This window comes from Burkholderia sp. AU16741, assembly GCF_002223345.1.
In the GTDB taxonomy this organism is placed as follows: domain Bacteria; phylum Pseudomonadota; class Gammaproteobacteria; order Burkholderiales; family Burkholderiaceae; genus Burkholderia; species Burkholderia sola.
The window spans coordinates 84,003-111,000 of the sequence record NZ_NKEZ01000001.1; the positions used below are offsets into that span (position 1 = coordinate 84,003).

Annotated in this window: 18 protein-coding genes; 13 read left to right on the top strand and 5 right to left on the bottom strand. The window is 68.3% G+C overall.

From position 1 onward, the window contains the following. The first annotated feature begins 63 nt into the window (after positions 1-63). The 3 genes from atpD (at position 64) to CFB89_RS00460 (ending at position 3,990) form a co-directional block, all read left to right on the top strand. Positions 64-1,458 (top strand): F0F1 ATP synthase subunit beta, encoded by a 1,395-nt coding sequence (atpD, locus tag CFB89_RS00450; protein ID WP_031397079.1) that lies wholly within the window; start codon positions 64-66, stop codon positions 1,456-1,458. A 120-nt stretch (positions 1,459-1,578) separates the two neighbouring features. Then, positions 1,579-2,004: a F0F1 ATP synthase subunit epsilon gene (locus CFB89_RS00455; protein WP_006477288.1), complete on the top strand. Its 426-nt coding sequence runs from the start codon at positions 1,579-1,581 to the stop codon at positions 2,002-2,004. 258 nt (positions 2,005-2,262) lie between these two features. After that, entirely contained in the window at positions 2,263-3,990 is a 1,728-nt protein-coding gene (locus tag CFB89_RS00460; protein WP_089466444.1) for an AMP-binding protein, read from the top strand. A 733-nt stretch (positions 3,991-4,723) separates the two neighbouring features. Here the strand turns inward: CFB89_RS00460 and CFB89_RS00475 are convergent. Beyond that, on the bottom strand, positions 4,724-5,545 hold the full coding sequence (locus tag CFB89_RS00475; RefSeq protein WP_089466319.1) for a transporter substrate-binding domain-containing protein: 822 nt from the start codon (positions 5,543-5,545) through the stop codon (positions 4,724-4,726). A 149-nt stretch (positions 5,546-5,694) separates the two neighbouring features. Between CFB89_RS00475 and hemE the strand changes: the two genes are divergently transcribed. The 4 genes from hemE to CFB89_RS00495 all read left to right on the top strand — a co-directional run bounded on the left by hemE (position 5,695) and on the right by CFB89_RS00495 (position 15,089). Further along, positions 5,695-6,789 (top strand): uroporphyrinogen decarboxylase, encoded by a 1,095-nt coding sequence (gene hemE / locus CFB89_RS00480; protein WP_306427114.1) that lies wholly within the window; start codon positions 5,695-5,697, stop codon positions 6,787-6,789. Between the two features lie 451 nt (positions 6,790-7,240). After that, complete coding sequence (locus CFB89_RS00485; protein ID WP_089466321.1) at positions 7,241-9,502, top strand: primosomal protein N'; 2,262 nt, start codon at positions 7,241-7,243, stop codon at positions 9,500-9,502. A gap of 429 nt (positions 9,503-9,931) precedes the next feature. After that, entirely contained in the window at positions 9,932-13,864 is a 3,933-nt protein-coding gene (putA, locus tag CFB89_RS00490) for a trifunctional transcriptional regulator/proline dehydrogenase/L-glutamate gamma-semialdehyde dehydrogenase (RefSeq protein WP_089466322.1), read from the top strand. Between the two features lie 85 nt (positions 13,865-13,949). Next, a complete protein-coding gene (locus tag CFB89_RS00495) occupies positions 13,950-15,089 on the top strand; it encodes a branched-chain amino acid ABC transporter substrate-binding protein (protein WP_050015844.1) in 1,140 nt (379 codons plus the stop codon). A gap of 129 nt (positions 15,090-15,218) precedes the next feature. Here CFB89_RS00495 and CFB89_RS00500 read toward each other — a convergent pair whose 3' ends face one another. Then, positions 15,219-16,727, bottom strand: a complete 1,509-nt coding sequence (locus CFB89_RS00500) for a class I adenylate-forming enzyme family protein (protein WP_089466323.1) — start codon at positions 16,725-16,727, stop codon at positions 15,219-15,221. A gap of 52 nt (positions 16,728-16,779) precedes the next feature. Then, positions 16,780-18,432, bottom strand: coding sequence for an acyl-CoA dehydrogenase family protein (locus CFB89_RS00505; protein WP_089466324.1), 1,653 nt, complete (start codon positions 18,430-18,432; stop codon positions 16,780-16,782). A gap of 121 nt (positions 18,433-18,553) precedes the next feature. On the opposite strand from CFB89_RS00505, the gene CFB89_RS00510 reads away from it, so the two are divergent. The 4 genes from CFB89_RS00510 (at position 18,554) to CFB89_RS00525 (ending at position 22,864) form a co-directional block, all read left to right on the top strand. After that, positions 18,554-19,222 (top strand): TetR/AcrR family transcriptional regulator, encoded by a 669-nt coding sequence (locus CFB89_RS00510; RefSeq protein WP_089466325.1) that lies wholly within the window; start codon positions 18,554-18,556, stop codon positions 19,220-19,222. A gap of 204 nt (positions 19,223-19,426) precedes the next feature. Then, complete coding sequence (locus CFB89_RS00515) at positions 19,427-20,581, top strand: pyridoxal phosphate-dependent aminotransferase (RefSeq protein ID WP_089466326.1); 1,155 nt, start codon at positions 19,427-19,429, stop codon at positions 20,579-20,581. Between the two features lie 48 nt (positions 20,582-20,629). Continuing rightward, positions 20,630-21,418 carry an ABC transporter substrate-binding protein gene (locus CFB89_RS00520; RefSeq protein WP_089466327.1) on the top strand — a complete coding sequence of 263 codons (789 nt, stop codon included), beginning with the start codon at positions 20,630-20,632 and terminating at the stop codon, positions 21,416-21,418. Positions 21,419-21,433: 15 nt separating this feature from the next. Further along, positions 21,434-22,864: an FAD-binding oxidoreductase gene (locus CFB89_RS00525; protein WP_089466328.1), complete on the top strand. Its 1,431-nt coding sequence runs from the start codon at positions 21,434-21,436 to the stop codon at positions 22,862-22,864. Positions 22,865-22,909: 45 nt separating this feature from the next. Here the strand turns inward: CFB89_RS00525 and CFB89_RS00530 are convergent, their stop codons facing one another. Further along, positions 22,910-23,482, bottom strand: a complete 573-nt coding sequence (locus CFB89_RS00530) for a PadR family transcriptional regulator (protein WP_089466329.1) — start codon at positions 23,480-23,482, stop codon at positions 22,910-22,912. A gap of 68 nt (positions 23,483-23,550) precedes the next feature. Next, positions 23,551-23,982 carry a Cd(II)/Pb(II)-responsive transcriptional regulator gene (cadR, locus tag CFB89_RS00535; RefSeq protein WP_089466330.1) on the bottom strand — a complete coding sequence of 144 codons (432 nt, stop codon included), beginning with the start codon at positions 23,980-23,982 and terminating at the stop codon, positions 23,551-23,553. Between the two features lie 82 nt (positions 23,983-24,064). Here cadR and CFB89_RS00540 point away from each other — a divergent pair, with 82 nt between their 5' ends. Both CFB89_RS00540 and CFB89_RS00545 read left to right on the top strand, forming a co-directional pair. Beyond that, positions 24,065-26,593, top strand: coding sequence for a heavy metal translocating P-type ATPase (locus tag CFB89_RS00540; protein ID WP_089466331.1), 2,529 nt, complete (start codon positions 24,065-24,067; stop codon positions 26,591-26,593). A 10-nt stretch (positions 26,594-26,603) separates the two neighbouring features. After that, a complete protein-coding gene (locus CFB89_RS00545; RefSeq protein WP_089466332.1) occupies positions 26,604-26,996 on the top strand; it encodes a zinc ribbon domain-containing protein in 393 nt (130 codons plus the stop codon). Positions 26,997-26,998: the final 2 nt, after the last annotated feature.

Sequence of the window (26,998 nt, forward strand, 5' to 3'; positions counted from 1 at the left end):
CGCGCCCGGGACGACAACTGCGCCTTTGCGCGAGTAAAGAATCAGGTATTTAAAGGAAAAGCGATGAGTACTGCTGCTTTGGTAGAAGGCAAGATCGTACAGTGCATCGGCGCCGTTATCGACGTGGAATTCCCGCGCGACAGCATGCCGAAGATCTACGACGCGCTCATTCTCGATGGCTCGGAACTGACGCTCGAAGTCCAGCAACAGCTGGGCGACGGCGTGGTCCGTACCATTTGTCTGGGTGCATCCGACGGCCTGCGCCGCGGCCTGACCGTGAAGAACACGGCAAAGCCGATCTCGGTGCCGGTCGGCAAGCCGACCCTCGGCCGTATCATGGACGTGCTCGGCCGTCCGATCGACGAAGCCGGCCCGATCGAAAGCGAAACGACGCGTTCGATCCACCAGAAGGCTCCGGCGTTCGACGAACTGTCGCCGTCGACCGAACTGCTCGAAACGGGTATCAAGGTCATCGACCTGATCTGCCCGTTCGCGAAGGGCGGCAAGGTCGGCCTGTTCGGCGGTGCTGGCGTGGGCAAGACCGTCAACATGATGGAGCTCATCAACAACATCGCGAAGGAACACGGCGGTTACTCCGTGTTCGCGGGCGTGGGCGAGCGTACCCGTGAAGGGAACGACTTCTACCACGAAATGAAGGACTCGAACGTTCTCGACAAGGTCGCGCTGGTGTACGGCCAGATGAACGAGCCGCCGGGCAACCGTCTGCGCGTCGCGCTGACCGGCCTGACGATGGCCGAGCACTTCCGTGACGAAGGCCTCGACGTGCTGTTCTTCGTCGACAACATCTACCGTTTCACGCTGGCCGGTACCGAAGTGTCGGCACTGCTCGGCCGTATGCCGTCGGCAGTGGGCTATCAGCCGACGCTGGCTGAAGAAATGGGCAAGCTGCAAGAGCGCATCACGTCGACCAAGAAGGGCTCGATTACGTCGGTCCAGGCCGTGTACGTCCCTGCGGACGACTTGACCGACCCGTCGCCGGCGACCACCTTCGGCCACCTGGACGCAACCGTCGTTCTGTCGCGTGACATCGCTTCGCTGGGTATCTACCCGGCGGTCGACCCGCTCGACTCGACGTCGCGCCAGATCGACCCGAACGTGATCGGTGAAGAGCACTACTCGATCACCCGTCGCGTTCAGCAGACGCTGCAGCGCTACAAGGAACTGCGCGACATCATCGCGATTCTGGGCATGGACGAACTGTCGCCGGAAGACAAGCTGTCGGTCGCACGTGCGCGTAAGATCCAGCGTTTCCTGTCGCAGCCGTTCCACGTCGCTGAAGTGTTCACGGGCTCGCCGGGCAAGTACGTGCCGCTGAAGGAAACGATCCGTGGCTTCAAGATGATCGTCGACGGCGAGTGCGACCACCTGCCGGAACAGGCGTTCTACATGGTCGGCACGATCGACGAAGCCTTCGAAAAGGCCAAGAAGATCCAGTAAGGGCTGAGTGAGTCGCAAGCCGGCGAGCGCCGGCCGGAGCAACGAGTCAGCAATGACTTGTATGCCGGCCGCCTGCGCCGGCCGCAATACGCTCAACCCGTGGATGAGATTGGAGTCGATATGGCAACCATCAAAGTAGACGTCGTCAGCGCGGAAGAGCAGATCTTCTCGGGCGAGGCGAAATTCGTCGCGCTGCCGGGCGAAACGGGTGAGCTGGGCATTCTGCCGGGTCACACGCCGCTCATTACCCGGATTCGTCCGGGTGCGGTGCGCATCGAAGTCGAGGGCGGCAACGACGAATTCGTGTTCGTCGCGGGCGGCATTCTCGAAGTGCAGCCGGGCGCCGTGACGGTGCTCGCCGATACCGCGATCCGCGGCAAGGACCTCGACGCGGCGAAAGCCGAGGAAGCGCGCAAGCGTGCCGAGGAAACGCTGCAGAACGCGAAGTCGGACCTCGACCTCGCAAAGGCGCAATCCGAGCTCGCGACCGCGATGGCGCAGCTCGAAGCGATCCAGCGTCTGGCGAAGATCCGCAGCCGGCACTGAGCCGCGCCGCGTATCCCGCGAAAGAAAGCAGCCTTCGGGCTGCTTTTTTTTCGGCCGTCGTTTTCGTCTGTTTTTTGCGGGCCGGATCGTGTCGCCCGATCGTGCTATTTCAGCCGCCCGTCGCGATTTGATGTCAGAGTGTCGTCAGCAGAGCGCGGCATCATGCGCTCGGAGGTTCGCCGCCGCGAGCACGGCGGCGCAGGCACGCACGTCAGCCGCGTGTCGCAGCCGATCAGACAAAAACGGACGGAGACATCGATGGCAGCAGACCTTGGCAAGGGGGCGCTGATCGCGCCCGAAAACGGCTTGTCCTACGTGCGCGGCGCCACCGACGTGCCGCTATCCGAAGCGACGATCAGCCGGTTCCTGCTCGACACGGCCGGCCGCTTTCCCGACCGTCCGGCCGTCGTGTTCTGCGAGCAGCAGGTGCGCTGGACGTGGCGCGCGTTCGCGAACGAGGTCGACGTGCTGGCCGCGGGGCTCGCCGCGCTCGGGATCGTGAAGGGCGACTGCGTCGGCATCTGGTCGCCGAACCGCAGCGAATGGCTGCTCACGCAGTTCGCGACCGCGCGGATCGGCGCGGTGCTCGTCAACATCAATCCGGCCTACCGGCTGTCGGAACTCGAATACGCGCTGAACAAGGTCGGCTGCAAGGCCGTGATCGCGGCCGAGCGCTTCAAAAGCTCTGCGTACGTCGAGATGCTGCAGACCATCGCGCCGGAGCTCGCGACCGCGACGCCGGGCGAGCTGCACGCGGCGCGCGTGCCGAACCTGCGCACGATCGTGTCGATGGGCGAGACGGCGCCGGCCGGCATGTTCCGCTTCGCGGACGTGATGGCGCGCGGCCGCCGGGCCGTCGATCCGGCGCTGTTCGATGCGATCGGCGCGACGCTCGACGCCAACGATCCGATCAACATCCAGTTCACGAGCGGCACGACCGGCAGCCCGAAGGGCGCGACGCTCACGCACCGCAACGTCGTCAACAACGCGCGCTCGATCGCGATGGCGATGCGTTTCACCGAACAGGATTCGCTGTGCATCCCGGTGCCGCTCTATCACTGCTTCGGGATGGTGCTGGCCGTGCTCGCCTGCGTGTCGACGGGCGCCGCGATGGTGTTTCCCGGCGAAGCGTTCGACCCGGTCGCGACGCTCGCGGCGGTGGCCGAAGAACGCTGCACCGCGCTGCACGGCGTGCCGACGATGTTCATCGCGGAGCTCGATCATCCGGCATTCGCGACATTCGACCTGTCGACGCTGCGCACCGGCATCATGGCCGGCTCGCCGTGCCCGATCGAGACGATGAAGCGCGTGGTGGCGCAGATGCATCTGTCTGAAATCACGATCGCGTACGGGATGACGGAGACGAGCCCCGTGTCGTTCCAGAGCTCGACCGACGATCCGCTGGAAAAGCGCACGACGACGGTCGGCCGCATCCAGCCGCATCTCGAAGTGAAGATCGTCGATCCGAGCGGGAACATCGTGCCGGTTGGCGCCACGGGCGAGCTGTGCACGAAGGGCTATTCGGTGATGCTCGGCTACTGGGACGACGACGCGAAGACGCGCGAAGTGCTGGTCGACGGCTGGATGCATACGGGCGACCTCGCGACGCTCGATGCGGACGGCTACTGCAACATCGTCGGCCGCCTGAAGGACATGGTGATTCGCGGCGGCGAAAACGTCTATCCGCGCGAGATCGAGGAATTCCTGTTCCGCCATCCGAAGATCCAGAGCGCGCAGGTATTCGGCGTGCCCGATGCGAAGTACGGCGAGGAGCTGTGCGCGTGGATCGTGCTGCGCGCGGACGAGCAGATGACCGAGGACGACGTGCGCGCGTTTTGCAACGGGCAGATCGCGCACTACAAGATTCCGCGCTATATCCGCTTCGTCGACGAGCTGCCGATGACGGTGACGGGCAAGGTGCAGAAGTTCGTGATGCGCGAGCGGATGATCGAGGGGCTGAAGCTCGACGTGCAGAAGACCGCTTGAAGCGGGACGGCGCGGGAAAATGCGGGAAAAACGGGGCGGCTCGCGGGTCGCTACGTTTTCGATGGACGAAAAAAAGCGGGCTTATTAGCCCGCTAAAAACCACACGCTACGGGGTTAGCGCGAGGAGACCAAAGATGAAACCGGATCCGGCGGGGAGCCGGAAACGACTCCAACAGGGATGCCCCTCGGAAGGGCTTCGGTACGTGACCGACTGGCTCGCAGCGCTTCGCGTCCGCTCACACTTGGCACACGAGACCGCATCCGTGTTGAAACCGTTGAGGCCCATTGTGGGCGAATTAATGACCCATGGCGGTAACAAAGTGTTTCAGGTTGTAACGCCCGCCAGATAAGGCTTTCCGGGATTTTTTGCTGTTTTCGGAATGCTGAAAAAGGTCATATTTACCCATCTTTTCCGCTGTGTTTTCGAGGTATGCGCGCGATGCGTTTTTCACGCGTATCGGGCGCGATGAATTGCCGATTTTCACGCGCGAACGGGCACGGCCCGACCGATACCGCGCATGTCGATTCATTCGTCAGAAAGATTTTGAAACGTGATCGGTATGCGTGGAAGTCGGCCGTTCGGCCAATTCGGCGGGTTTCGGGCCGCTGGAAGGCCGCGGCTCGCGACGGCAAGGTGTAACGGCGGCATGCCGGCCGCCGCCCCGCGCGGGACGTCGGCGCCCGGCGGCCGCGGGATCGACGCCCGCGATCGACCGCCGTGACGCGGGCCTGCTTATTTCAGCCACTTGTCGGCAATTGCCTGGTATTCACCGGTGGATAGCGCGAGATGCAGCCACTGGTCGACGTATTGCTGGAACACGACGTCGCCGCGCGGCACCATGTACGCCTTCTCGCCGAACTGGAACGGCTTGTCCGGATGCACCGAGCAGAGGCCCGGATTCAGCTTTTGCTGCAGCAGCGTCTCGGAGGCGTCCGTCACCATCACGTCGGCCTTGCCGGCGAGGATCTGCTTGAAGATCGTCACGTTGTCCGGATAGACGGTCAGGTTCGCATGCGTGAAGAACTGCTTCGCGAAGCGCTCGTTGGTGCCGCCCGGATTCACGATCACGCGCGTGTCGGGCCGGTCGATCTGCGCGACGGTCTGGTACTTGTCCACATCCGCGCAGCGCACGATCGGCGTCTTGCCGTCGACCACGTACGGCTGCGTGAAGAACACGCGCTTCTGGCGCTCGAGCGTCGTCGACACGCCGCCCACCGCGATGTCGCACTTCGCGACGAAATCGTGGGTGAGGTTCGGCCAGCTCGTCTTCACGTAGTCGGTCTTCACGCCGAGCGATTTCGCGAGCGATTCGGCCATGTCGATGTCGATGCCCTCGAAGCGGCCATCCGTGCGGTAGTACGAATACGGCTTGTAGTCGCCCGTCGTGCACACGCGCAGCGTGCCGCGCGCGAGCACGTCGTCGAGCCGCGAACCGGCCGCCGCGGCACTTGCTGGCGCCGCCGGGGCCGCCGGGGCCGCGCCCTGCGCGTGCGCGGCAGTGCAGCAAAACGCGGCGGCCGCGGCGAGTGCGGCGAGCGTGGCGAATGTCTTCATCGGTCTCCTCCTTCGTTTCGTTCGATATGAGCGTCCGATCATAACGGAGCCATCGCGCGCGTCATATGGCCGCCATCGCATCGGCGTGCGCAGCCCGATCGCGGCTGTCCGGTAAAATGCCGCTTTGCCTTCGCTTCGTCGCTCCTACCGTGGCCCATAACCTGCTCAACGACACCTTCCTGCGTGCGCTTCTGCGCGAGCCGACCGACTACACGCCGATCTGGCTGATGCGCCAGGCCGGCCGCTACCTGCCCGAATACAACGCGACGCGCGCGCGCGCGGGAAGCTTCCTCGGTCTCGCGAAGAACCCCGACTACGCGACCGAAGTGACGTTGCAGCCGCTCGAGCGCTTCCCGCTCGACGCCGCGATCCTGTTCTCGGACATCCTGACGATTCCCGACGCGATGGGGCTCGGCCTCGACTTCCAGGTCGGCGAAGGGCCGAAGTTCGCGCATCCGGTGCGCACCGAGGCCGACGTCGCGAAGCTCGCGGTGCCGGACATCGAGGAGACGCTCGGCTACGTGACGGGCGCCGTGCGCGAGATCCGCCGCGCGCTCACCGACGGCCAGGGCCGTCAGCGCGTGCCGCTGATCGGCTTCTCGGGCAGCCCGTGGACGCTCGCGTGCTACATGGTCGAAGGCGGCGGCTCGGACGATTTCCGCACGGTGAAGTCGATGGCGTATTCGCGCCCGGACCTGATGCACCGGATCCTCGACGTGAACGCGCAGGCGGTGGCCGCGTACTTGAACGCGCAGATCGAAGCGGGCGCGCAGGCCGTGATGATCTTCGATACGTGGGGCGGCGCGCTGGCCGACGGCGCGTACCAGCGCTTCTCGCTGGACTACATTCGCCGCGTGGTGTCGCAGCTCAAGCGCGAGCACGACGGCGAGCGCGTGCCGGTGATCACGTTCACGAAGGGCGGCGGGCTGTGGCTCGAGGAAATCGCGGCGACGGGCGTCGACGCGGTCGGGCTCGACTGGACGGTCAACCTCGGCGCCGCGCGCGAGCGCGTCGCGGGGGGCGTCGCGCTGCAGGGCAACCTCGACCCGACGATCCTGTTCGCGCCGCCGGCCGCGGTGCGCGAACAGGCGCGCGCGGTGCTCGACAGCTACGGCAACCATCCGGGCCACGTGTTCAACCTCGGGCACGGCATCTCGCAATTCACGTCGCCCGATCACGTCGCCGAACTCGTCGACGAAGTCCATACCCACAGCCGTGCGATCCGTAGCGGAGCGGCGGGCTGAACGCAAGCGCCGGCATGCTGCGCCGCGGGATGAAAATGTTTCGTTTTTGAAACTAAACAGGACGCAATCCCGCTCCCGATGCCGATTCGGTGCTTGTCAAGACTTGACTTATACACATTTTCCACGTTGCAGCGCGGTAGAGCCCCGTGTCGGTCAATTTGTCTCGCTATGGTGAGGTAATTTGAATAGCAGCCTTATGGAATAAGGCTTCGCGGGGCACCGCCGGAAGCGGCGAAAAACAGCGGAAAGCACGGCCCGGCGCGCGTTGCGGCCGTTGAGCGGCGAGTTCTCAACAAAGTTATCCACAGGCTGGGCAGGGTATACGGCGATTCCTAATGCGAATCCAAAACTTAGCGCCGAATCTGACGTTTTACTTTAAGTTCGCTGTCGCGATGCGAGCGTGGATGCAGGCCGTCCGTATGCCGCGTACCGCCGTTGCCGGAGCGCGCGGATGAGCGGCACCTACCTGCGCGTGGCGCTCGACCATCCGCTCGCGACCCTGTTCGACTATCGCTGCGACGCGCAGCCGACGCCCGTGCCCGGCACGCTCGTGCAGGTGCCGTTCGGCAAACGGCAGGCCGTCGGACTCGTCTGCGAAGTCACCACTCACACCGATGTCCCGCCGTCGCGGCTGCGCGCGGTCGATGCGATCTGCACGGAGCTGCCGCCGCTGTCGGCCGACTGGCTCGCGCTCGTGTCGTTCGCCGCCGACTACTATCAGCGCGGGCGCGGCGAAGTCGCGTTGCCGGCGCTGCCGCAGGCGCTGCGCGACGCCGGGCGCTGGGGGCGGCTGCTCGCGCCCGAAGTGCGCTACCGGCCGACCGAAGCCGGCCGCGCGGCGCTGCCCGACGCGTTGCCCGCGCGCGGCGCCGCGCTGCGCCGGCTCGCGCAGGCGCTGGTCGATACCGGTTCGCTGACGCTGCCCGACGCGCGCGCGCTGCATCCGAAGGCGGCTGCGACGCTCGACGACTGGGCGGCGCGCGGCTGGGTCGACGTCGAGGAGATCGGCTGGACCGATACGCCTGTGGCCAACCCTGTGGATAACCTGTCGACAAGCAGTGGACGGGCTGTGCCGCCGGCGTTGACGGACCAGCAGGCCGAGGCGCTCGACGCGATCCGCGCGGCGCAGGGCTTCGCGCCGTTCCTGCTGCACGGCGTGACGGGCAGCGGCAAGACCGAAGTCTATCTGCATGCGCTCGCGTCGCTGCTCGACGCGCGGCCGGATGCACAGGCGCTCGTGCTCGTGCCCGAAATCAACCTGACGCCGCAGTTCGAGGCCGCGTTTCGCGCGCGCTTCGCCGGCGCGCTCGCCGACGATGCGATCGTCACGCTGCACAGCGGGCTCGCCGAAGGCGAGCGGGCGCGCAACTGGCTCGCCGCGCACACGGGCCGCGCGCGGATCGTGCTCGGCACGCGCCTCGCGGTGCTCGCGTCGATGCCGACGCTCGCGCTGATCGTCGTCGACGAGGAGCACGAGCCCGCGTACAAGCAGCAGGAAGGATTGCGCTATTCGGCGCGCGACCTGGCCGTGTGGCGCGCGAAGCAGCTCGGCATCACGGTCGTGCTCGGCTCGGCCACGCCGTCGCTCGAGAGCTGGTGGCAGGCCGAGCAGGGGCGCTACACGCGACTCACGCTGTCGCGCCGCGCGGTGGCCGACGCGACGCTGCCGACCGTGCGGCTGATCGATCTCGAAGAGGAACGGCGGCGCGGGCGCGCGTCGATGGGCGGGCTGTCGGGGCCGCTCGTCGCGGCGCTGAAGGCGCGGCTCGAACGCGGCGAACAGAGCCTCGTGTTCCTGAACCGGCGCGGCTACGCGCCGCAGCTCGCGTGCGACGCATGCGGCTGGGTGGCCGGTTGCCCGCGTTGCAGCGCGTACGTCGTGCTGCACAAGCCCGAGCATGCGCTGCGCTGCCATCACTGCGGCTGGGAAGCGCGGATTCCGCGGTCGTGCCCCGAGTGCGGGAACGTCGACATCGCGCCGCTCGGGCGCGGCACGCAGCGCATCGAGGAGGCGCTCGCCGAAGCGGTGCCGGGCGCGCGGATCCTGCGGATCGACGCGGACAGCACGCGCCGCAAGGGCAGCGCGCAGGCGCTTTTTTCCGACGTGCACGCGGGCGAGGTCGACATCCTTGTCGGCACGCAGATGATCGCGAAGGGGCACGACTTCCAGCGCGTGTCGCTCGTCGGGGTCCTCAATGCCGATACCGCGCTGTTCTCGCACGATTTCCGCGCGAGCGAGCGGCTGTTCGCGCAGCTGATGCAGGTGAGCGGCCGCGCGGGGCGCGCCGGCCTGCCGGGCGAGGTGATGGTGCAGACGCGCTATCCGCGTCACGCGCTGTACCACGCGCTCGGGCGGCAGGACTACGTGGGCTTCGCGAATTCGACGCTCGGCGAGCGCCGCGACGCGCACCTGCCGCCGTTCGTCTACCAGGCGCTGCTGCGCGCCGAAGGGCGCACGCTCGACGCCGCGCTCGCGTTCCTGCTCCAGGCCGCGGCCGCATTGCCGGGGCTGCCGGGCGCCGATCGCGTGACCGTGTACGACGCGGTGCCGATGACGATCGTGAAGGTCGCGAACGTCCACCGCGCGCAGTTGCTGCTCGAAAGCGCGTCGCGGGCGGCGCTGCAGCACGCGCTGCGCGCGTGGCAGCCGGAACTGCGCGCGCTGAAGGGCGTGCTGCGGTGGAGCGTCGAGGTCGATCCGCTCGATATCTGAGCGGCGCCCGCGCGGCCGTCGCGCGGAGTCGCCCGATAGCGGACGCCCGGGCTGCCGGGTACCCGAACCGTCGTCGGTCGCATGCCTGGCCGCGACCCCCCGTGGGCTGTTGGTGCCCAACCCCTCCCTCGCCTATCCGATGCCGGCACCGTGTCGCGTGTCACACCTCCCAGTGCAACCCGTTTTCGGCTGCTTCCGCGCATGCCAGAGGTTGCACGCGCGCGTCGAGCCGGCCCGATCAGGGAAAACACCGAGCCTCCGACCACGGGCAACCCCTAGGTTGCAACCGCATAAGTGACTGATTATATTGGCTAACTTATGGGTGCAACCTTTGTCTCAATTTGGTTGCACCTTTTTATTGCGTGCCGTAGGATTTCGCGCATCCTCTTACACCACATTGCCGGGCTCGCACCGGCGCACGAACCCACCATGGCAAGCACCACTCTCGGCGTCAAAGTCGACGACCTTCTCCGCTCGCGCCTGAAAGAGGCGGCAGCGCGTCTCGAGCGCACTCCCCACTGGCTGATCAAGCAGGCGATCTTCGCGTATCTCGAACGGATCGAGCACGGCCAGTTGCCGCCCGAGCTGTCGGGCCACAGCGGCGTGACGGAGCTCGCCGACGGTCATGCTGGGGACGGCGACGACGACAACTCGCCGCATCCGTTCCTCGAGTTCGCGCAGAACGTGCAGCCGCAATCGGTGCTGCGCGCGGCGATCACGGCCGCGTACCGCCGGCCGGAACCGGAGTGCGTGCCGTTCCTGCTCGGCCAGGCGCGTCTGCCCGCGAACCTGCAGGCGGACGTGCAGGCGCTCGCGACGAAGCTGGTCGAGGCGCTGCGCGAGAAGAGCTCGGGCGGCGGCGTCGAAGGGCTGATCCACGAGTTCTCGCTGTCGAGCCAGGAAGGCGTCGCGCTGATGTGCCTCGCCGAAGCGCTGCTGCGCATTCCCGATCGCGCGACGCGTGACGCGTTGATCCGCGACAAGATCAGCAAGGGCGACTGGCGCTCGCACGTCGGCCACGCGCCGTCGCTGTTCGTGAACGCGGCGACCTGGGGGCTGATGATCACCGGCAAGCTCGTGACGACCAACAGCGAAGCGGGCCTGTCGTCGGCGCTCACGCGCCTGATCGGCCGCGGCGGCGAGCCGCTGATCCGCAAGGGCGTCGACATGGCGATGCGCCTGATGGGCGAGCAGTTCGTCACCGGCGAGACGATTTCCGAAGCGCTCGCGAACAGCCGCAAGTACGAAGCGCGCGGCTTCCGCTACTCGTACGACATGCTCGGCGAAGCGGCGACGACCGAAGAGGACGCGCAGCGCTACTACGCGTCGTACGAACAGGCGATCCACGCGATCGGCAAGGCGGCCGGCGGCCGCGGCATCTACGAAGGCCCGGGCATCTCGATCAAGCTGTCGGCGCTGCATGCGCGCTACTCGCGCTCGCAGCAGGACCGCACGATGAGCGAGCTGCTGCCGCGCGTGCGCGCGCTCGCGCTGCTCGCGCGCCGCTACGACATCGGCCTGAACATCGACGCGGAGGAAGCCGACCGTCTCGAACTGTCGCTCGATCTGCTCGAGGCGCTGTGCTTCGATCCGGATCTCGCGGGCTGGAACGGCATCGGCTTCGTCGTGCAGGGTTACCAGAAGCGCTGCCCGTTCGTGATCGACTACCTGATCGATCTCGCGCGCCGCAGCCGTCACCGCCTGATGATCCGGCTGGTGAAGGGCGCGTACTGGGACAGCGAAATCAAGCGGGCGCAGGTCGACGGCCTCGAAGGCTATCCGGTCTATACGCGCAAGATCTACACCGACGTGTCGTACCTCGCCTGCGCGAAGAAGCTGCTTGCGGCGCCGGACGCCGTGTACCCGCAGTTCGCGACGCACAACGCGTACACGCTGGCCGCGATCTATCAGCTCGCGGGCCAGAACTACTACCCGGGCCAGTACGAATTCCAGTGCCTGCACGGGATGGGCGAGCCGCTGTACGAGGAAGTCACGGGCCGCGACAAGCTGAACCGTCCGTGCCGCGTGTACGCGCCGGTCGGCACGCACGAGACGCTGCTCGCGTACCTCGTGCGTCGTCTGCTGGAAAACGGCGCGAACACGTCGTTCGTGAACCGCATCGCCGATAAGACCGTGTCGGTGAAGGAACTGGTCGCCGATCCGGTCGACGAGGCGTCGAAGGTCGTCCCGCTCGGCGCGCCGCACGCGAAGATTCCGCTGCCGCGCAACCTGTACGGCGACGAGCGCCCCAACTCGATGGGCCTCGACCTGTCGAACGAACACCGTCTCGCGTCGCTGTCGTCCGCGCTGCTCGCGAGTGCGCACCATCCGTGGCGCGCGGCGCCGATGCTCGCCGACGACGCGCTCGCCGACGCCCCGGCGCGCGACGTGCGCAACCCGGCCGACCAGCGCGACGTGGTCGGCACGGTCAGCGAAGCGACGTCCGAACACGTGAGCGCGGCGCTCGCGCACGCGGTGGCCGCCGCGCCGATCTGGCAGGCGACGCCGGTCGATGCGCGCGCCGATTGCCTGGTGCGCGCCGCCGACCTGCTCGAAGCGCAGATGCACACGCTGATGGGCCTGATCGTGCGCGAAGCCGGCAAGTCGCTGCCGAACGCGATCGCCGAGATCCGCGAAGCGGTCGACTTCCTGCGTTACTACGCGGCGCAGATCCGCGGCGAATTCTCGAACGACACGCACCGTCCGCTGGGCCCCGTGGTCTGTATCAGCCCGTGGAACTTCCCGCTCGCGATCTTCATGGGCCAGGTGGCCGCGGCGCTCGCCGCCGGCAACACGGTGCTCGCGAAGCCGGCCGAACAGACGCCGCTGATCGCCGCGCAAGCCGTGCGCCTCTTGCGCGAGGCCGGCGTGCCGGCCGGCGCGGTGCAGCTGCTGCCGGGCACGGGCGAGACCGTCGGCGCGGCGCTGGTCGCCGATCCGCGCACGCGTGCGGTGATGTTCACCGGTTCGACCGAAGTCGCGCGCCTGATCAACAAGACGCTCGCCGCGCGCCTCGACCCGGACGGCAAACCGATTCCGCTGATCGCCGAAACGGGCGGCCAGAACGCGATGATCGTCGACTCGTCGGCGCTCGCCGAGCAGGTCGTCGCGGACGTGATGCAGTCGTCGTTCGACTCGGCCGGTCAACGGTGTTCGGCGCTGCGCGTTCTGTGTCTGCAGGACGACGTCGCGGACCGCACGCTGACGATGCTCAAGGGCGCGATGCACGAGCTGGCGCTCGGCAACCCGGACCGGCTGTCGACCGACGTCGGCCCGGTGATCGACGCGGAAGCGAAGCAGACGATCGATACGCACGTCGCGGCGATGAAGGACAAGGGCCATGCGGTCACGCAACTGCCGATGCCGGACGCGTGCGCGCACGGCACGTTCGTGCCGCCGACGCTGATCGAGATCGGCAGCATCGACGAGTTGAAGCGCGAAGTGTTCGGCCCCGTGCTGCACGTGGTGCGCTACCGCCGCAGCCAGCTCGACAAGCTGCTCGAGCAGATCCGCGCGACCGGCTACGGGCTGACGCTCGGCATCCACACGCGGATCGACGAGACGATCGCGCACGTGATCTCGAAAGCGCACGTGGGCAACATCTACGTGAACCGCAACGTGATCGGCGCGGTGGTCGGCGTGCAGCCGTTCGGCGGCGAAGGGCTGTCGGGCACGGGCCCGAAGGCCGGCGGCGCGCTGTACCTGCAGCGCCTGCTCGCGACGCGTCCGTCGGGCCTGCCGCGCGCGCTCGCGCAGTCGCTGGTCGCGGACGGCGCGACCGAAAGCGATGCGCGCGGCAACCCGGCCGCGGCGCTCACGACGCTGCGCGACTGGCTGATCGAGCAGCGCGAGCCGGCGCTCGCCGCACGTTGCGACGGGTATCTCGCGCAGGTGCCGGCCGGCGCGACCGCCGTGCTGAGCGGGCCGACGGGCGAGCGAAACACGTATACACTCGGCCCGCGCGGCACGGTGCTGTGTGTCGCGGCCACGCCGGGCGGTGCGCGCGCGCAGTTCGCGGCGGTGCTGGCGACGGGCAACCGCGCGTTGTTCGCCGGTGCGGCGGGCGAGGCGCTGGTGGCCGCGCTGCCGGCGCCGCTGAAGGCGCACGCGGCCGTGCGCAAGCAGGCCGACGCGCCGTTCGACGCGGTGCTGTTCGAAGGCGACAGCGACGAGCTGCAGACGCTCGTGAAGGACGTCGCGCAGCGCCCGGGCCCGATCGTGTCGGTGCAGGGCGTGTCGGCGGGCGCGTTCGAGAACGGCGACGCGGAAGACTACGCGCTCGAGCGGTTGCTGACGGAACGCTCGGTGAGCGTGAATACGGCCGCGGCGGGCGGCAATGCGAATTTGATGACGATCGGCTGATCATCCTTGCCGTTCGGATCAAACAAAGGAAGCGGCCAGGCGATCCCGAAGCCGCTCCCATTTACCCTGGTACCAAGGAGATGCTATGCAACACACGATGAAAAAAGTGGCAGGCGCGACGTTCGTCGCGGTCATGTCGCTGGCGGGGACGGCTCATGCGGATGACGTGAAGATTGGTTACGCAGGGCCGATGACGGGCGCGCAGGCGCACTACGGCAAGGATATGCAGAACGGGATCGTGCTCGCGCTGGAAGACTTCAACGCGACGAACCCGAAGATCGGCGGCAAGGCCGTGAAGTTCGTGCTCGACACGCAGGACGATCAGGCCGACCCGCGCACGGGTACGACGGTCGCCCAGAAGCTGGTCGACGACGGCATCAAGGGCATGCTCGGCCACTTCAACTCGGGCACGACGATTCCGGCTTCGCGCATCTACGCGAACGCGGGCATTCCGGAAATCGCGATGGCGACGGCGCCGGAATACACGCAGCAGGGCTACAAGACGACCTTCCGCATGATGACGTCCGACACGCAGCAGGGCTCGGTGGCCGGCACGTTCGCGTCGAAGGATCTCGGCATGAAGAAGATCGCGATCGTCGACGACCGCACGGCCTACGGCCAGGGTCTCGCCGACCAGTTCGAGAAGGCCGCGAAGGCCGGCGGCGCGACGATCGTCGACCGTGAATTCACGAACGACAAGGCTGTGGACTTCAAGGCGATCCTGACCAAGCTGAAGGCGGCGAAGCCGGACCTCGTCTACTACGGCGGCGCGGATTCGCAGGCAGCGCCGATGGTCAAGCAGATGAAGGCGCTCGGCATCACCGCTCCGCTGATGAGCGGCGAAATGGTGAAGACGCCGACGTTCCTGAAGATCGCGGGCAACGCGGCCGAAGGCACGATCGCATCGCTGGCCGGCCTCCCGCTGGAAGAAATGCCGGGCGGCAAGGCTTACGCCGACAAGTACAAGAAGCGCTTCGGCGAAGACGTGCAGACGTACTCGCCGTACGCGTACGACGGCGCGATGGCGATGCTGAACGCGATGAAGAAGGCCGATTCGACCGATCCGGCGAAGTACCTGCCGGTGCTCGCGAAGACCGACATGGCCGGCGTCACGTCGACGCACGTCGCGTACGACGCGAAGGGCGACCTGAAGAACGGCGGCATCACGATGTACAAGGTCGAGAAGGGCGACTGGAAGCCGCTGAAGAGCATCGGCGGGAAGTAAGCAGGTTGATGTGATGTGACGCGCGGGCGGCGGCGAAGGGCGTCGTCCGGCCGATCGTGCATGCAGAAAAAGCCATCGAGCCTTGACGGCCCGGTGGCTTTTTTATTGACGTTGACCCATGAGCGCGCGCTACCCCCCGCGCACGCGCAGCAAGAACTTCTGCAACTTGCCGGTCGGCGTGCGCGGCAGCGCCTGCACGAACGCGAACTCACGCGGGACCTTGTACGCCGCGAGCCGCTCGCCGCAGAACGCGCGCAGCGCGTTCGCATCGGGCGCCGCGTTCGCCCGCGTCACGACGTGCGCGACGACCGTCTCGCCCCAGTCCGGATGCGCGACGCCGACGACGGCCGCCTCGGCGATGTCCGGGTGCGCGCCGAGCACGTCCTCCACCTCCTTCGAATAGACGTTCTCGCCGCCGGTGACGATCATGTCCTTCAACCGGTCGACGATGAACAGATAGCCATCCCGATCGATCCGCGCGAGGTCGCCGGTGCGATACCAGCCGCCCGGCGCGAACGCGGCGCGCGTCGCCGCCGCGTCGTCGAGATAGCCGAGCATCATGCTGTCGGCCTTCAGCCAGATCTCGCCGGTCTCGCCCGGCCGTGCATCGACGCCGTCCATCCGCACGACCCGCAGGTCGACGCCCGGGCCGCCGTGGCGGCCGATCGAGCCGGCCTTCGCGATCTGCTCGTCCGGATACAGCGTCGTGCCGGCCGGCCCGGTTTCGGTCATCCCGTACACCTGGAAGAACGCGCGGCTGCGATACGCGTGCGCAAGCCGTTCGGCCTGCGCGGCGCCGATCGGGCCGCCGCCGTACAGCCACGCGCGCACGCTCGACAGGTCGAACGCCGCGAAGCCGTCGACCATGTCGAGCGGCAGCGTGTACGACACCGGCGCGCCGAAATACAGCGTCACGCGCTCGCGTTCGACCGTCTGCAGGAAGCGCAGCGGATGGTATTCGCGCAGCAGCACGACGGTGCCGCCCGCGACCAGCGTGCCGCCGAACCAGTTGTTCAGCGGCGACGAATGCCAGATCGGCATCGCCATCAGCGTGCGCTCGTCGCGGCCGATACCGATCGCGAGCGCCGCCTGCATCGCGGCGAGCGTCACCGTGCGATGACTGTGCACGCAACCTTTCGGGCGGCCGGTCGTGCCGGACGTATAGAGGATCTGCGCGACGTCGTCGTCGGCCGGCTCGATGCCCGCGAGGCCGTCCATCGTCGCGCACATCGTGTCGAAGTTCGGCACGCCGTCGAGTTCGCCCTCGGTCACGAGCCGCCGCGCCGGATGGGCGATACGCTCGACCACCGGCGCGAGCGCGACGTCGAACAGTAGCGTGGTGCTGCCGCTGTGTTCGAGCACGTAGTCGACTTCCGGCGCCTGCAGCTTGTGGTTGATCGGCACGAACGCCGCGCCGAGACGCCATGCGCCGAACATCAGGTCGACGAAGGCCGGCGTGTTAAAGCACATCGCGGCCACGCGGTCGCCGGCCGCGATGCCGAGCGCGCTCAGCACGGCCGCCGCGCGGTGCGAACGCTCGCGGGCGGCGGCATACGTGATCGTCGCGGATTCGCTGACGAGGAACGGTTTGTCGGGCGTCGCACGGGCGGCGCGGTCGAGGGCGGCGACGAGGTTCATCGGGGCTCCGGGGCGGGGGCGAACGAACGCGAATTCGGGGAGCGGGCCGGCGTCAGGCCGGGTACGCGCGCTGCAGCAGCGCGGCGACGTCGATCGCGTGCGGATCGAAGCCGCCCGCAATGCAGCCCCAGTCGGGCGCGGCGAGTCGCGTCGCGACAAACGCGTCGGCGACGGCCGTCGGCGCATCGCGGCGCAGCAGGCACGCCTGCGCGACGAGCGCGAGCCGCTGCGCGAACACGCGGCCCGACGCTTCGAGCGTGTCGGCCGGGGCGGCGAGCATCGCGCGCAATCCGTCGAGCGCGGCCCGGATGCGCGGTTCGCCCGCGCCGAGGTCGGCCAGTTCGTCGAACAGTGCGGCGGCCGCGTCGGGCTCGCGCGACACCGCGCGCAGCACGTCGAGGCACATCACGTTGCCCGAGCCTTCCCAGATCGAGTTGACGGGCGCCTCGCGGAACAGGCGCGCGATCGGTCCGTCGTCGACGTAGCCGTTGCCGCCGAATACTTCCATCACCTCGCCGGTCAGCTCGACCGCGCGCTTGCAGACCCAGAATTTCGCGGCGGGCGTGACGATCCGCTTCCATGCGCGTTCACGCGGCGAGTCGTCGCGCTCGAACGCGTCGGCGAGCCGCATCGCGAGCGACAGCGCCGCCTCGCTTTCGAGCGCGAGATCGGCTAGCACGGTGCGCATCAGCGGCTGCTCGGCGAGCGCGCGGCCGAACGCGTGGCGCTGGCGCGTGTAGGCGATCGCTTGCACGACGCCCTGGCGCAGCATCGCCGCGCTGCCGAGCACGCAGTTCAGCCGCGTGGTGGTGGCCATCTCGATGATGGTCGGGATGCCGCGGCCTTCGTCGCCGAGCATGATCCCCCACGCGTCGTTCAACTCGATCTCGCTGCTCGAGTTGCTGCGGTTGCCGACCTTGTGCTTCAGCCGCTGGATCTCGACCGCGTTCTTCGTGCCGTCGGGGCGCCAGCGCGGCACGTAGAAGCACGACGGGCCGCCGTCTTCGGTGCGCGCGACGACGAGGTGCGCGTCGCACATCGGCGCGGAGAAAAACCACTTGTGGCCGCGCAGCCGGTATTCGCCGCCGCGGCCGCCCGCGCCGACCGGCGTGGCGAGCGTCGTGTTCGCGCGCACGTCGGAGCCGCCCTGTTTCTCGGTCATGCCCATGCCGAACCAGATCGCGCGCTTGTCGGCGACCGGCACGTCGCGCGCGTCGTAGTCGTCGCTGTAGAGCTTGTCGCGCAGCAGGTCCCATAGCGCGGGCTCCTTCTGCAGCACGGGGATCGCGGCCTGCGTCATCGTCGCCGGGCACAGCGTGCCGGCCTCGATCTGGCCGTGCAGGTAGAAGCCGGCGGCCGTGGCGGCCCAGCGGCCGCGGCGCATGTCGCGGAACGCGAGCGACACGAAGCCTTCGTGGCGGTACTGGCCGAGCAGCGCGTGCCACGCGGGATGGAAGTCGACACGGTCGATGCGCCTGCCGCGCCGGTCGAACGCGTTCAGTTCCGGCGTGTGACGGTTCGCTTCGTCGGCGAGCCGCGCGGTGTCGGCGCTGCCGAGCCGCGCGCCATATGCGTCGAGCTGCGGCACGGCCCACTCGGCCCCGGCCCGGACGAGCGCGTCGCGCAGCGCGAGATCCGTCGCGAAGAGGTTATAGTCGACGAGTTCGTCGAACTGGTTCGTGACGGCGTGGGTCGAGTCGGTCATCGCGGTTGTCTCCGGTCTCATGCGTCGCGGTCAGCCGGCGCCATGCCGCACGGAAGGGCGCTTCGGCGCGGGTTCCGGCTTCCGGTAAAACGTATTCCCTGCTGAATTCAGAGTAGCAAATATGCCGCCGCGACATGTTCAGGTTCCGGCGCCGCCCGGCTCGCCGGCGGCGCAACCCGCGCCCGCATTGCGCCGCCGGCCGCGCCAGTCGCGCGCGCAGGCGAGCTCCGACGCGTTGCAACAGGCGTTCGTTCAGCTTTTGCTCGAACGCGGCTACGCGAAGGCGACGATCCGCGAGATCGCGGCCGTCGCGGGCGTCAGCATCGGCACCTTCTACGAGTATTTCGGCGACAAGCAGAGCCTCGCGGCGCTCTGCATTCACCGCCGCGTGCTGGCGCTGGCCGACCGGCTGCGCGACACGGTGCAGCAGTCGCGCGGTGCGCCGCGGGCCGAACTCGCCGTCGCGCTGGTCGATCTCCAGGTCGATACGATCGCCGCCGACGCGGCGCTGTGGGGCGCGCTGCTTGCGCTGGAGCGGCAGGTGTCGCCGCTGGCCGCCTATCGCCGGCATTACGACGCCTATGTCGCGCTGTGGCGCGACGCGCTGGCCCACGCGGCCGATCCGCCGCCGGCCGCGCGGCTCGACGGGCTCGCGCGGATGGCCCACACGATCTGCTACGGCGGCCTGTCGCAGGCGCTGCTGACGCTCGGGCCCGCGCTCGATTTCGCCGCGCAACGCCGCGAACTGCGGGCCGTGCTGCTCGCATACCTCGCGGCGGCGCACGCCTAGCCTTCCGTAGGGAAATGCCCGATTTGCATGCCGGCCCGTCGAGCCGGTCTTGCCGTTGCGCGCTTCTCCCGGATAGTCATGAGAAAAATGCATGGCCGCCATGACGAACTTTCGATTGTCCGCCGATATTGGCTCGGGCTAAATCATGCGGCAGATGCAGGGCCGCGCAGGGTGCGGCCCGCCCGAAGAACATCAGGAGGAGTCATGCGAAGCGCCACCGCGCCCCGTTCGAAACTGCCCGACGTCGGGACGACGATCTTCACGGTGATCGGCCAACTGGCGGCTCAACACGACGCGTTGAACCTGTCGCAGGGCGCACCCAATTTCGCGCCCGATCCGGCGCTCGTCGAAGGCGTCGCGCGCGCGATGCGCGACGGCCACAATCAGTACGCGCCGATGGCCGGCGTGATCGCGCTGCGCGAGCGGCTCGCCGAGAAGACCGAGGCGCTGTACGGCGCGCGCTACGACCCGGCGACCGAGATCACGGTGATCGCGAGCGCGAGCGAGGGGCTCTATGCGGCGATCAGCGCGCTCGTGCATCCGGGCGACGAGGTGATCTATTTCGAGCTGTCGTTCGACAGCTATGCGCCGATCGTGCGGCTGCAGGGCGCGACGCCGGTCGCGATCAAGCTGTCGCCCGAGCATTTCCGCGTGAACTGGGACGAGGTGGCCGCGGCCATCACGCCGCGCACGCGGATGATCATCGTCAACACGCCGCACAACCCGACCGCGACGGTATTCTCCGCCGACGATCTGGAGCGGCTCGCGCAGCTCACACGCGATACGGGGATCGTGGTGCTGTCCGACGAAGTCTACGAGCACGTCGTGTTCGACGGCGCGCAGCACCAGAGCGTCGCGCGCCACCGCGAGCTGGCCGAGCGCAGCGTGATCGTGTCGTCGTTCGGCAAGTCGTTCCACGTGACCGGCTGGCGGGTCGGCCATTGCCTCGCGCCGGCCGAGCTGATGGACGAGATCCGCAAGGTGCACCAGTTCATGGTGTTCTCGGCCGATACGCCGATGCAGGTCGCGTTCGCGGAGATCCTCGCGCGGCCGGACAGCTATCTCGGCCTGTCGGCGTTCTACCAGGCCAAGCGCGACCTGCTCGCGCGCGAGCTGGCCGATTCGCGTTTCGAGCTGCTGCCGAGCGAAGGCTCGTTCTTCATGCTCGCGCGCTTTCGCCACTTCTCGGACGAAAGCGACAGCGATTTCGTACTGCGCCTGATCCGCGACGCGCGTGTCGCGACGATTCCGCTGTCGGCGTTCTACACCGACGGCACCGACGCCGGCGTGATCCGGCTCAGTTTTTCGAAGGACGACGCGACGCTGGTGGAAGGCGCGCGGCGGCTGCGTTCGCTGTAAGACAACCGGCGGCGGAGACGTCGCATCGACCCGACACAGGAGATCACGATGAAACACACGGCCACCCTGAAACTCGCGTTCGCACTCGCGTGCGCCATCGGCTCCGGCGCGGCGCTCGCCGATGCGCCGACGCTGCGCTTCGGCCTCGAAGCGCAATACCCGCTGTTCGAATCGAAAGCGCCGAACGGCGACCTGCAGGGCTTCGACATCGACGTCGGCAATGCCGTCTGCCAGACGGCGAAGCTGTCGTGCAAATGGGTCGAGACCTCGTTCGACGGGCTGATTCCGGCGCTGAAGGGCCGCAAGTTCGACGCGATCAATTCGGCGATGAACGCGACCGAGCAGCGGCGCCAGGCGATCGACTTCACGACGATCATCTATCGCGTGCCGACCCAGCTGATCGCGCGCACCGGCAGCGGGCTGCTGCCGACGCCGGAATCGCTGAAGGGCAAGCGCGTGGGCGTGCTGCAGGCGTCGATCCAGGAGACCTTCGCGAAGGCGCACTGGGAGCCGGCCGGCGTCACGGTGGTCGCGTACCAGGACCAGAACCAGGCGTATGCGGATCTGGTCGCGGGCCGCCTCGACGCGACGCTCGTGCTCGCGCCGTCGGGCCAGCGCGGCTTCCTGTCGCGCCCGGACGGCAAGGGCTTCTCGTTCGTCGGCCAGCCGGTGCACGACGACAAGATCCTCGGCAGCGGCATCGCGTTCGGCCTGCGCAAGGGCGACGACGCGCTGAAGGCGAAGCTCGACGCGGCGATCGACAAGCTGAAGGCGGACGGCACGGTGAAGTCGCTCGGCCTGAAGTATTTCGGCGATATCGACATCTCGACGAAGTAAGCGGAGCCTCGCACGATGCCGACCTCGAACCCGGACGCCGCGGGCAGCGAACCGGACGGCAGGCCGCTGCCGGGCGGGGCCGTCGATGCCGTGCTCGCCGCCGAACTGGGCGACGCGCTCGTCACGCGCGCGGCCGATATCGATCCGCGTTACTTCACCGCGTACAACGAGCCGGCCGGCGTGCGGCCGCGTGCGCTGGTGCGCCCGCGCAGTGTCGACGACGTGTCGCGCACGCTCGCGCTGTGCACGCGGCTCGGCCAGCCGGTCGTGCCGCAAGGCGGGTTGACGGGGCTCGCGCGCGGCGCGATCGCGCTGGGCGGCGAGGTCGTGCTGTCGATGGAGCGCTTCGCGGGCGTCGAGGCGCTCGACGCGGCGGCCGGCACGATCACCGTGCGCGCGGGCACGCCGCTGCAGACGGTGCAGGAGGCCGCGCAAGCGGCGGGCTTCACGTTCGGCGTCGATCTCGGCGCGCGCGGCTCGTGCCAGATCGGCGGCATGCTCGCGACCAATGCGGGCGGCACGCGCGCGATCCGCTACGGGATGATGCGCGAGCAGGTGCTCGGGCTCGAGGCGGTGCTCGCGGACGGCACGGTCGTGTCGTCGATGAACCGGATGCTGAAGAACAACGCGGGCTACGACCTGAAGCAGCTGTTCATCGGCAGCGAAGGGACGCTCGGCGTCGTCACGCGTGCGGTGCTGCGCCTGCATCCGGTGCTCGCGGCGCCGGCCACCGCGCTCTGCCGCGTGCGCGACTACGACGCGGTGGTGGCGCTGTGGAACCGCGTGCGCACGCTGCCGGAAGTGGTCAGCTTCGAGGCGATGTGGCCGGCGTTCTACGACTACGTCGCACGCCATACGCCGGGCGTCACGGCGCCGTTCATCGGCGACGACGGTTTCGCGGTGCTGATCGAATGCGCGACGAGCGCGCCGGGCGGCGATGCGCACCAGGCGCTCGAAGCGGGGCTGGCCGCGGGGCTTGAAGCGGGGCTCGTCGACGACGCGGTGCTCGCGACCTCCGAGCGGCAGGCGCGCGATTGGTGGACGCTGCGCGAAGGGCTCGCGATCGATGCGCTGCCGCATCTCGTCAATTTCGACGTGAGTCTGCCGACCGGCGAACTGGGCGCGTTCGCCGAACGCTGCGAGGCGGCGTTGCGGGCGCGCTGGCCGGCGCTCACGTGCCTGTTCTTCGGCCATGTCGGCGACGGCAACGTGCATATCGGCGTGTCGCTCGCCGACATGACCGACGCGGACGCCGATGCGCTCGATCACTGCGTGTATGCGGTGGTACGCGACATGGGCGGCTCGGTGTCGGCCGAGCACGGGATCGGCGTGCTCAAGCGTCCTTATCTGGCGCACACGCGCAGCGACGCGGAAATCGGGTTGATGCGGCGTCTGAAGGCCGCGCTGGACCCGCGCGGCATCCTGAATCCCGGCAAGGTGCTTTGACCGCGCCGACGCGCGTTCCTCGCGGAAAACGGCTGGCGCCGCGCGTCAGCCGTCCACCCAGCGCAGCGCGCCGATCTTCAGGTGTTCGACGACGCTGCGTGCCCAGTCGAGCTCCGCATTGAGCAGCACGAGCGCATATTCGTTCTGGAGCAGGAACAAGCGCGGCACCTGGTCGGCCTGCGCGGTGGCGCGCAGCGCTTCGAGCCGCTCGCGCTCGGCGTCGAGCCGTGCGATGCGCAGCTCGAGCTGGTGACGCGCATCTTCCGCGTCGAGCAGCGGCAGGAATGCGAGGCCGGCGCCGAACGCTGGAAATTCTCGCGCGGGCTCCGCGAGCAACGCATGCAGCCACGCCTGCCCTGCGGTGTGTCCGGCTTCCGTCAGCGCATACACCGTGCGCTCCGGAAACGCGCCGTCGCGCTCGGTGTCGTGCACGACGATCAGCCCGTCGCGCAGCAGCCGGTCGATCGTCTGGTACAGGCTCGTGCGCTGCCGCACGTTGACGACTTCGTCGTAGCCGCGGGCCTTCAGTTGCTGCAGCATCCCGTACGGATGCATCGGCGTTTCGGTGAGCGTCGCGAGGACGGCCAGCGCGAGCGGGGACGGGCGACTCATGGACATGAATAGTTAAATTATATCTAGTAATAATATAACTATTCTCTATTGGACTATCTTATTTGACAAGGCTTTCAGCCGAGATGCGAGCGCTTCGCGGCCGGTGCGACGGTTTCCATCGTCGCGAGACCGTGCACGATGCCGCACTCCTCGACCGAATGCTCGCCGACGCACTGGCGGCGCAATTCGGTCAGCTGGTCGCGCAGATGCGTGAGTTCCGCGAGGCGGGCGTCGACGTGTCCGATGTGATCGTCGAGCAGCGAATTGATCGAATCGCAGCGGTCGGCCGGCGTGTCGGTGAGCCGCAGCAGCGCGCGGATTTCGTCGTGCGCCATGTCGAGCGCGCGGCAGTTGCGGATGAAGCGCAGCCGCTCGACGTGCACGTCGGTGTAGTTGCGGTAGTTCGAATCGGTGCGCTCCGCATCGGGCATCAGGCCCTCTTTCTCGTAGAAGCGGATCGTCTCGGGCGTGCAGCGGGCCGCTTTGGCCAGTTCGCCAATCTTCATGCCTTTCTCCCGTGTAAGGGTTGACCTTGTAGTGGCTTCAGGGTGTTAACTCTACACCGTCAAGCCATCAAAGGAGGTTGTCATGACCGACGCCCAGCGTCCCCACGACCCACGACACCGTCATGCCGGCGGCGCCGATGCGTGCTGCGCGGATACGCGCGACACGCAGACGGCGACCGTGGCCGATGCGGTGCCGGCGGCCGGCGAGCGCGCGCACGGCCATGAACACGATCACGATCATGGCCGCGGGCACGATCACGCTGCACATGGCGACAGGGGGCATGACCACGATCACCACGAGGCGCGTGACGATACGCATCAGCATGGCGCCACGTGTTCGCACGACCACGCCGCGCACGACCATGCCGGTCACGACCACGACCACGACCACGACCACGCGGCCGGCGATTGCTGCGCACCCGCCGCGCTGACGCTCGCGCCGCTGCCGGTCGCGCAGGCGACCGCGTCGGGTCACGTGCGCTCCGCGTTCCGGATCATGCAGATGGACTGCCCGACCGAGGAAACGCTGATCCGCAAGAAGCTCGGCGGGATGGAGCAGGTATCGGCGCTCGAATTCAACCTGATGCAGCGGATGCTGAGCGTCGAGCACGTGCCCGGCGCGCAACCCGCGATCGAAAGCGCGATCCGCTCGCTCGGGATGACGCCGGAAGCGGCGTCGGCCGACGCAACGGCCGCGCCCATCGCGCCGCCGCCCGCGAAACCGTGGTGGCCGCTGGCGCTCGCCGGCGTCGCCGCGATCGCGTCCGAAGGTGCGACCTGGGCCGGGCTGCCGGTGTGGCTGTCCGCGGCGCTCGCGCTCGCCGCAGTGCTCGCGTGCGGGCTCACCACATACAAGAAGGGCTGGATCGCGATCCGCAACGGCAACCTGAACATCAACGCGCTGATGAGCATCGCGGTGACGGGCGCGATGGCGATCGGCCAGTGGCCGGAAGCCGCGATGGTGATGGTGCTGTTCACGATCGCCGAGCTGATCGAGGCGAAGTCGCTCGATCGCGCGCGCAATGCGATCCAGGGGCTGATGCAGCTCGCGCCGGACACCGCGACCGTGCAGCAGGCCGACGGCGCGTGGCGCACGATCGAGGCCGCGCAGGTCGCGCTCGGCGCGGTCGTGCGCGTGAAGCCGGGCGAGCGGATCGGGCTGGACGGCGAAGTCGTCGCCGGCCGCTCGACGGTCAACCAGGCGCCGATCACCGGCGAGAGCCTGCCCGTCGACAAGACCGCCGGCGACGCCGTCTACGCGGGCACGATCAACGAGTCGGGTTCGTTCGACTACCGCGTGACGGCCGTCGCGGCCCACTCGACGCTCGCGCGAATCATCCACGCGGTCGAGGAAGCGCAGGGCGCGAAGGCGCCGACGCAGCGCTTCGTCGACCAGTTCGCGCGCGTCTATACGCCGATCGTGTTCGCGGTCGCGCTGCTGGTCGCGGTGGCGCCGCCGCTCGTGATGGGCGGCGCGTGGCACGACTGGATCTACCGCGCGCTCGTGCTGCTCGTGATCGCGTGCCCGTGCGCGCTGGTGATCTCGACGCCGGTGACGATCGTGTCGGGGCTCGCGGCCGCGGCGCGGCGCGGGATTCTCGTGAAGGGCGGCGTCTATCTGGAAGAAGGCCGCAAGCTCGCGTGGCTCGCACTCGACAAGACCGGCACGATCACGCACGGCAAGCCGGTGCAGACCGACTTCGACGTACATGCGGACGACGTCGACGCGGCGCGCGTGCGGCACCTCGGCGCGAGCCTCGCGGCGCGCTCCGATCACCCGGTGTCGCAGGCGATTGCCGCGGCGGCCCGCGACGCCGGCACGACCGCATTCGCCGACGTACAGGACTTCGAAGCGATCGTCGGGCGCGGCGTGCGCGGCACGATCGACGGCACGCGCTACTGGCTCGGCAATCACCGGCTCGTCGAGGAACTCGAGCGCTGCTCGACGGCGCTCGAGGCGAAGCTCGACGCGCTGGAGCGGCAGGGCAAGAGTGTCGTCGTGCTGGTCGACGCCACGCGCGTGCTCGGCATCTTCGCGGTGGCCGACACGATCAAGGACACGAGCCGTGACGCGATTGCCGATCTGCACGCGCTCGGTATCCGCACCGCGATGCTGACGGGCGACAACCCGCATACCGCGCTGGCGATCGCGCAGCAGGCCGGCATCGACGACGCGCGCGGCAACCAGTTGCCGGAAGACAAGCTCGCGGCGGTCGAGGAACTGTCGGCGGGCGGCGCGGGCGCGGTCGGGATGGTCGGCGACGGGATCAACGATGCGCCGGCGCTCGCGCGCGCCGACATCGGCTTCGCGATGGGCGCGATGGGCACCGACACCGCGATCGAGACGGCCGACGTCGCGCTGATGGACGACGACCTGCGCAAGATCCCCGCGTTCGTGCGGCTGTCGCGCGCGACGCACCGCGTGCTGGTGCAGAACATCGGCTTCGCGCTCGGCGTGAAGGTCGTCTTCCTCGGCCTCACGGTCGCGGGGCTCGGCACGATGTGGATGGCGGTCTTCGCCGACGCGGGCGCGAGCCTGATCGTCGTGGCGAACGGCTTGCGGCTGCTGTCGTCCTCCGGGGCGTTCGGCGACGCCCGGGCCACGCGTTGAGGCGCGGACGATGAATTTTCTGAAGCGGATTCTTGGCGGCCACGGCGGTGGTCATGGCAGCGGGCACGGCAACGGCAATAGCGGAAACGGGGGCCACGGCGGCGCGCATCACGGCGGCGCGCGCCAGGGCGGGCACGGCGGCCACGATGCGCGCGGCCGCGACCGCCACGGCTGGGGCTGGGGCTGGCAGGCGGCCGATGCCGGCAACGGGCAACGCGGCCACGACGGCAACATGCCGCTGAGCCAGCTCGCCTGCGCGGGCTGCGGCGCACTCAATGCAGCCGATGCTCGCTTCTGCACGCAGTGCGGCGCGGCGCAACGCGGCAGCGCCTGCAGCCGCTGTCACGCGGCGCTGGCGGCCGACGCGCGCTTCTGTCCCGGCTGCGGGACGCAGGCTGCCTGAAG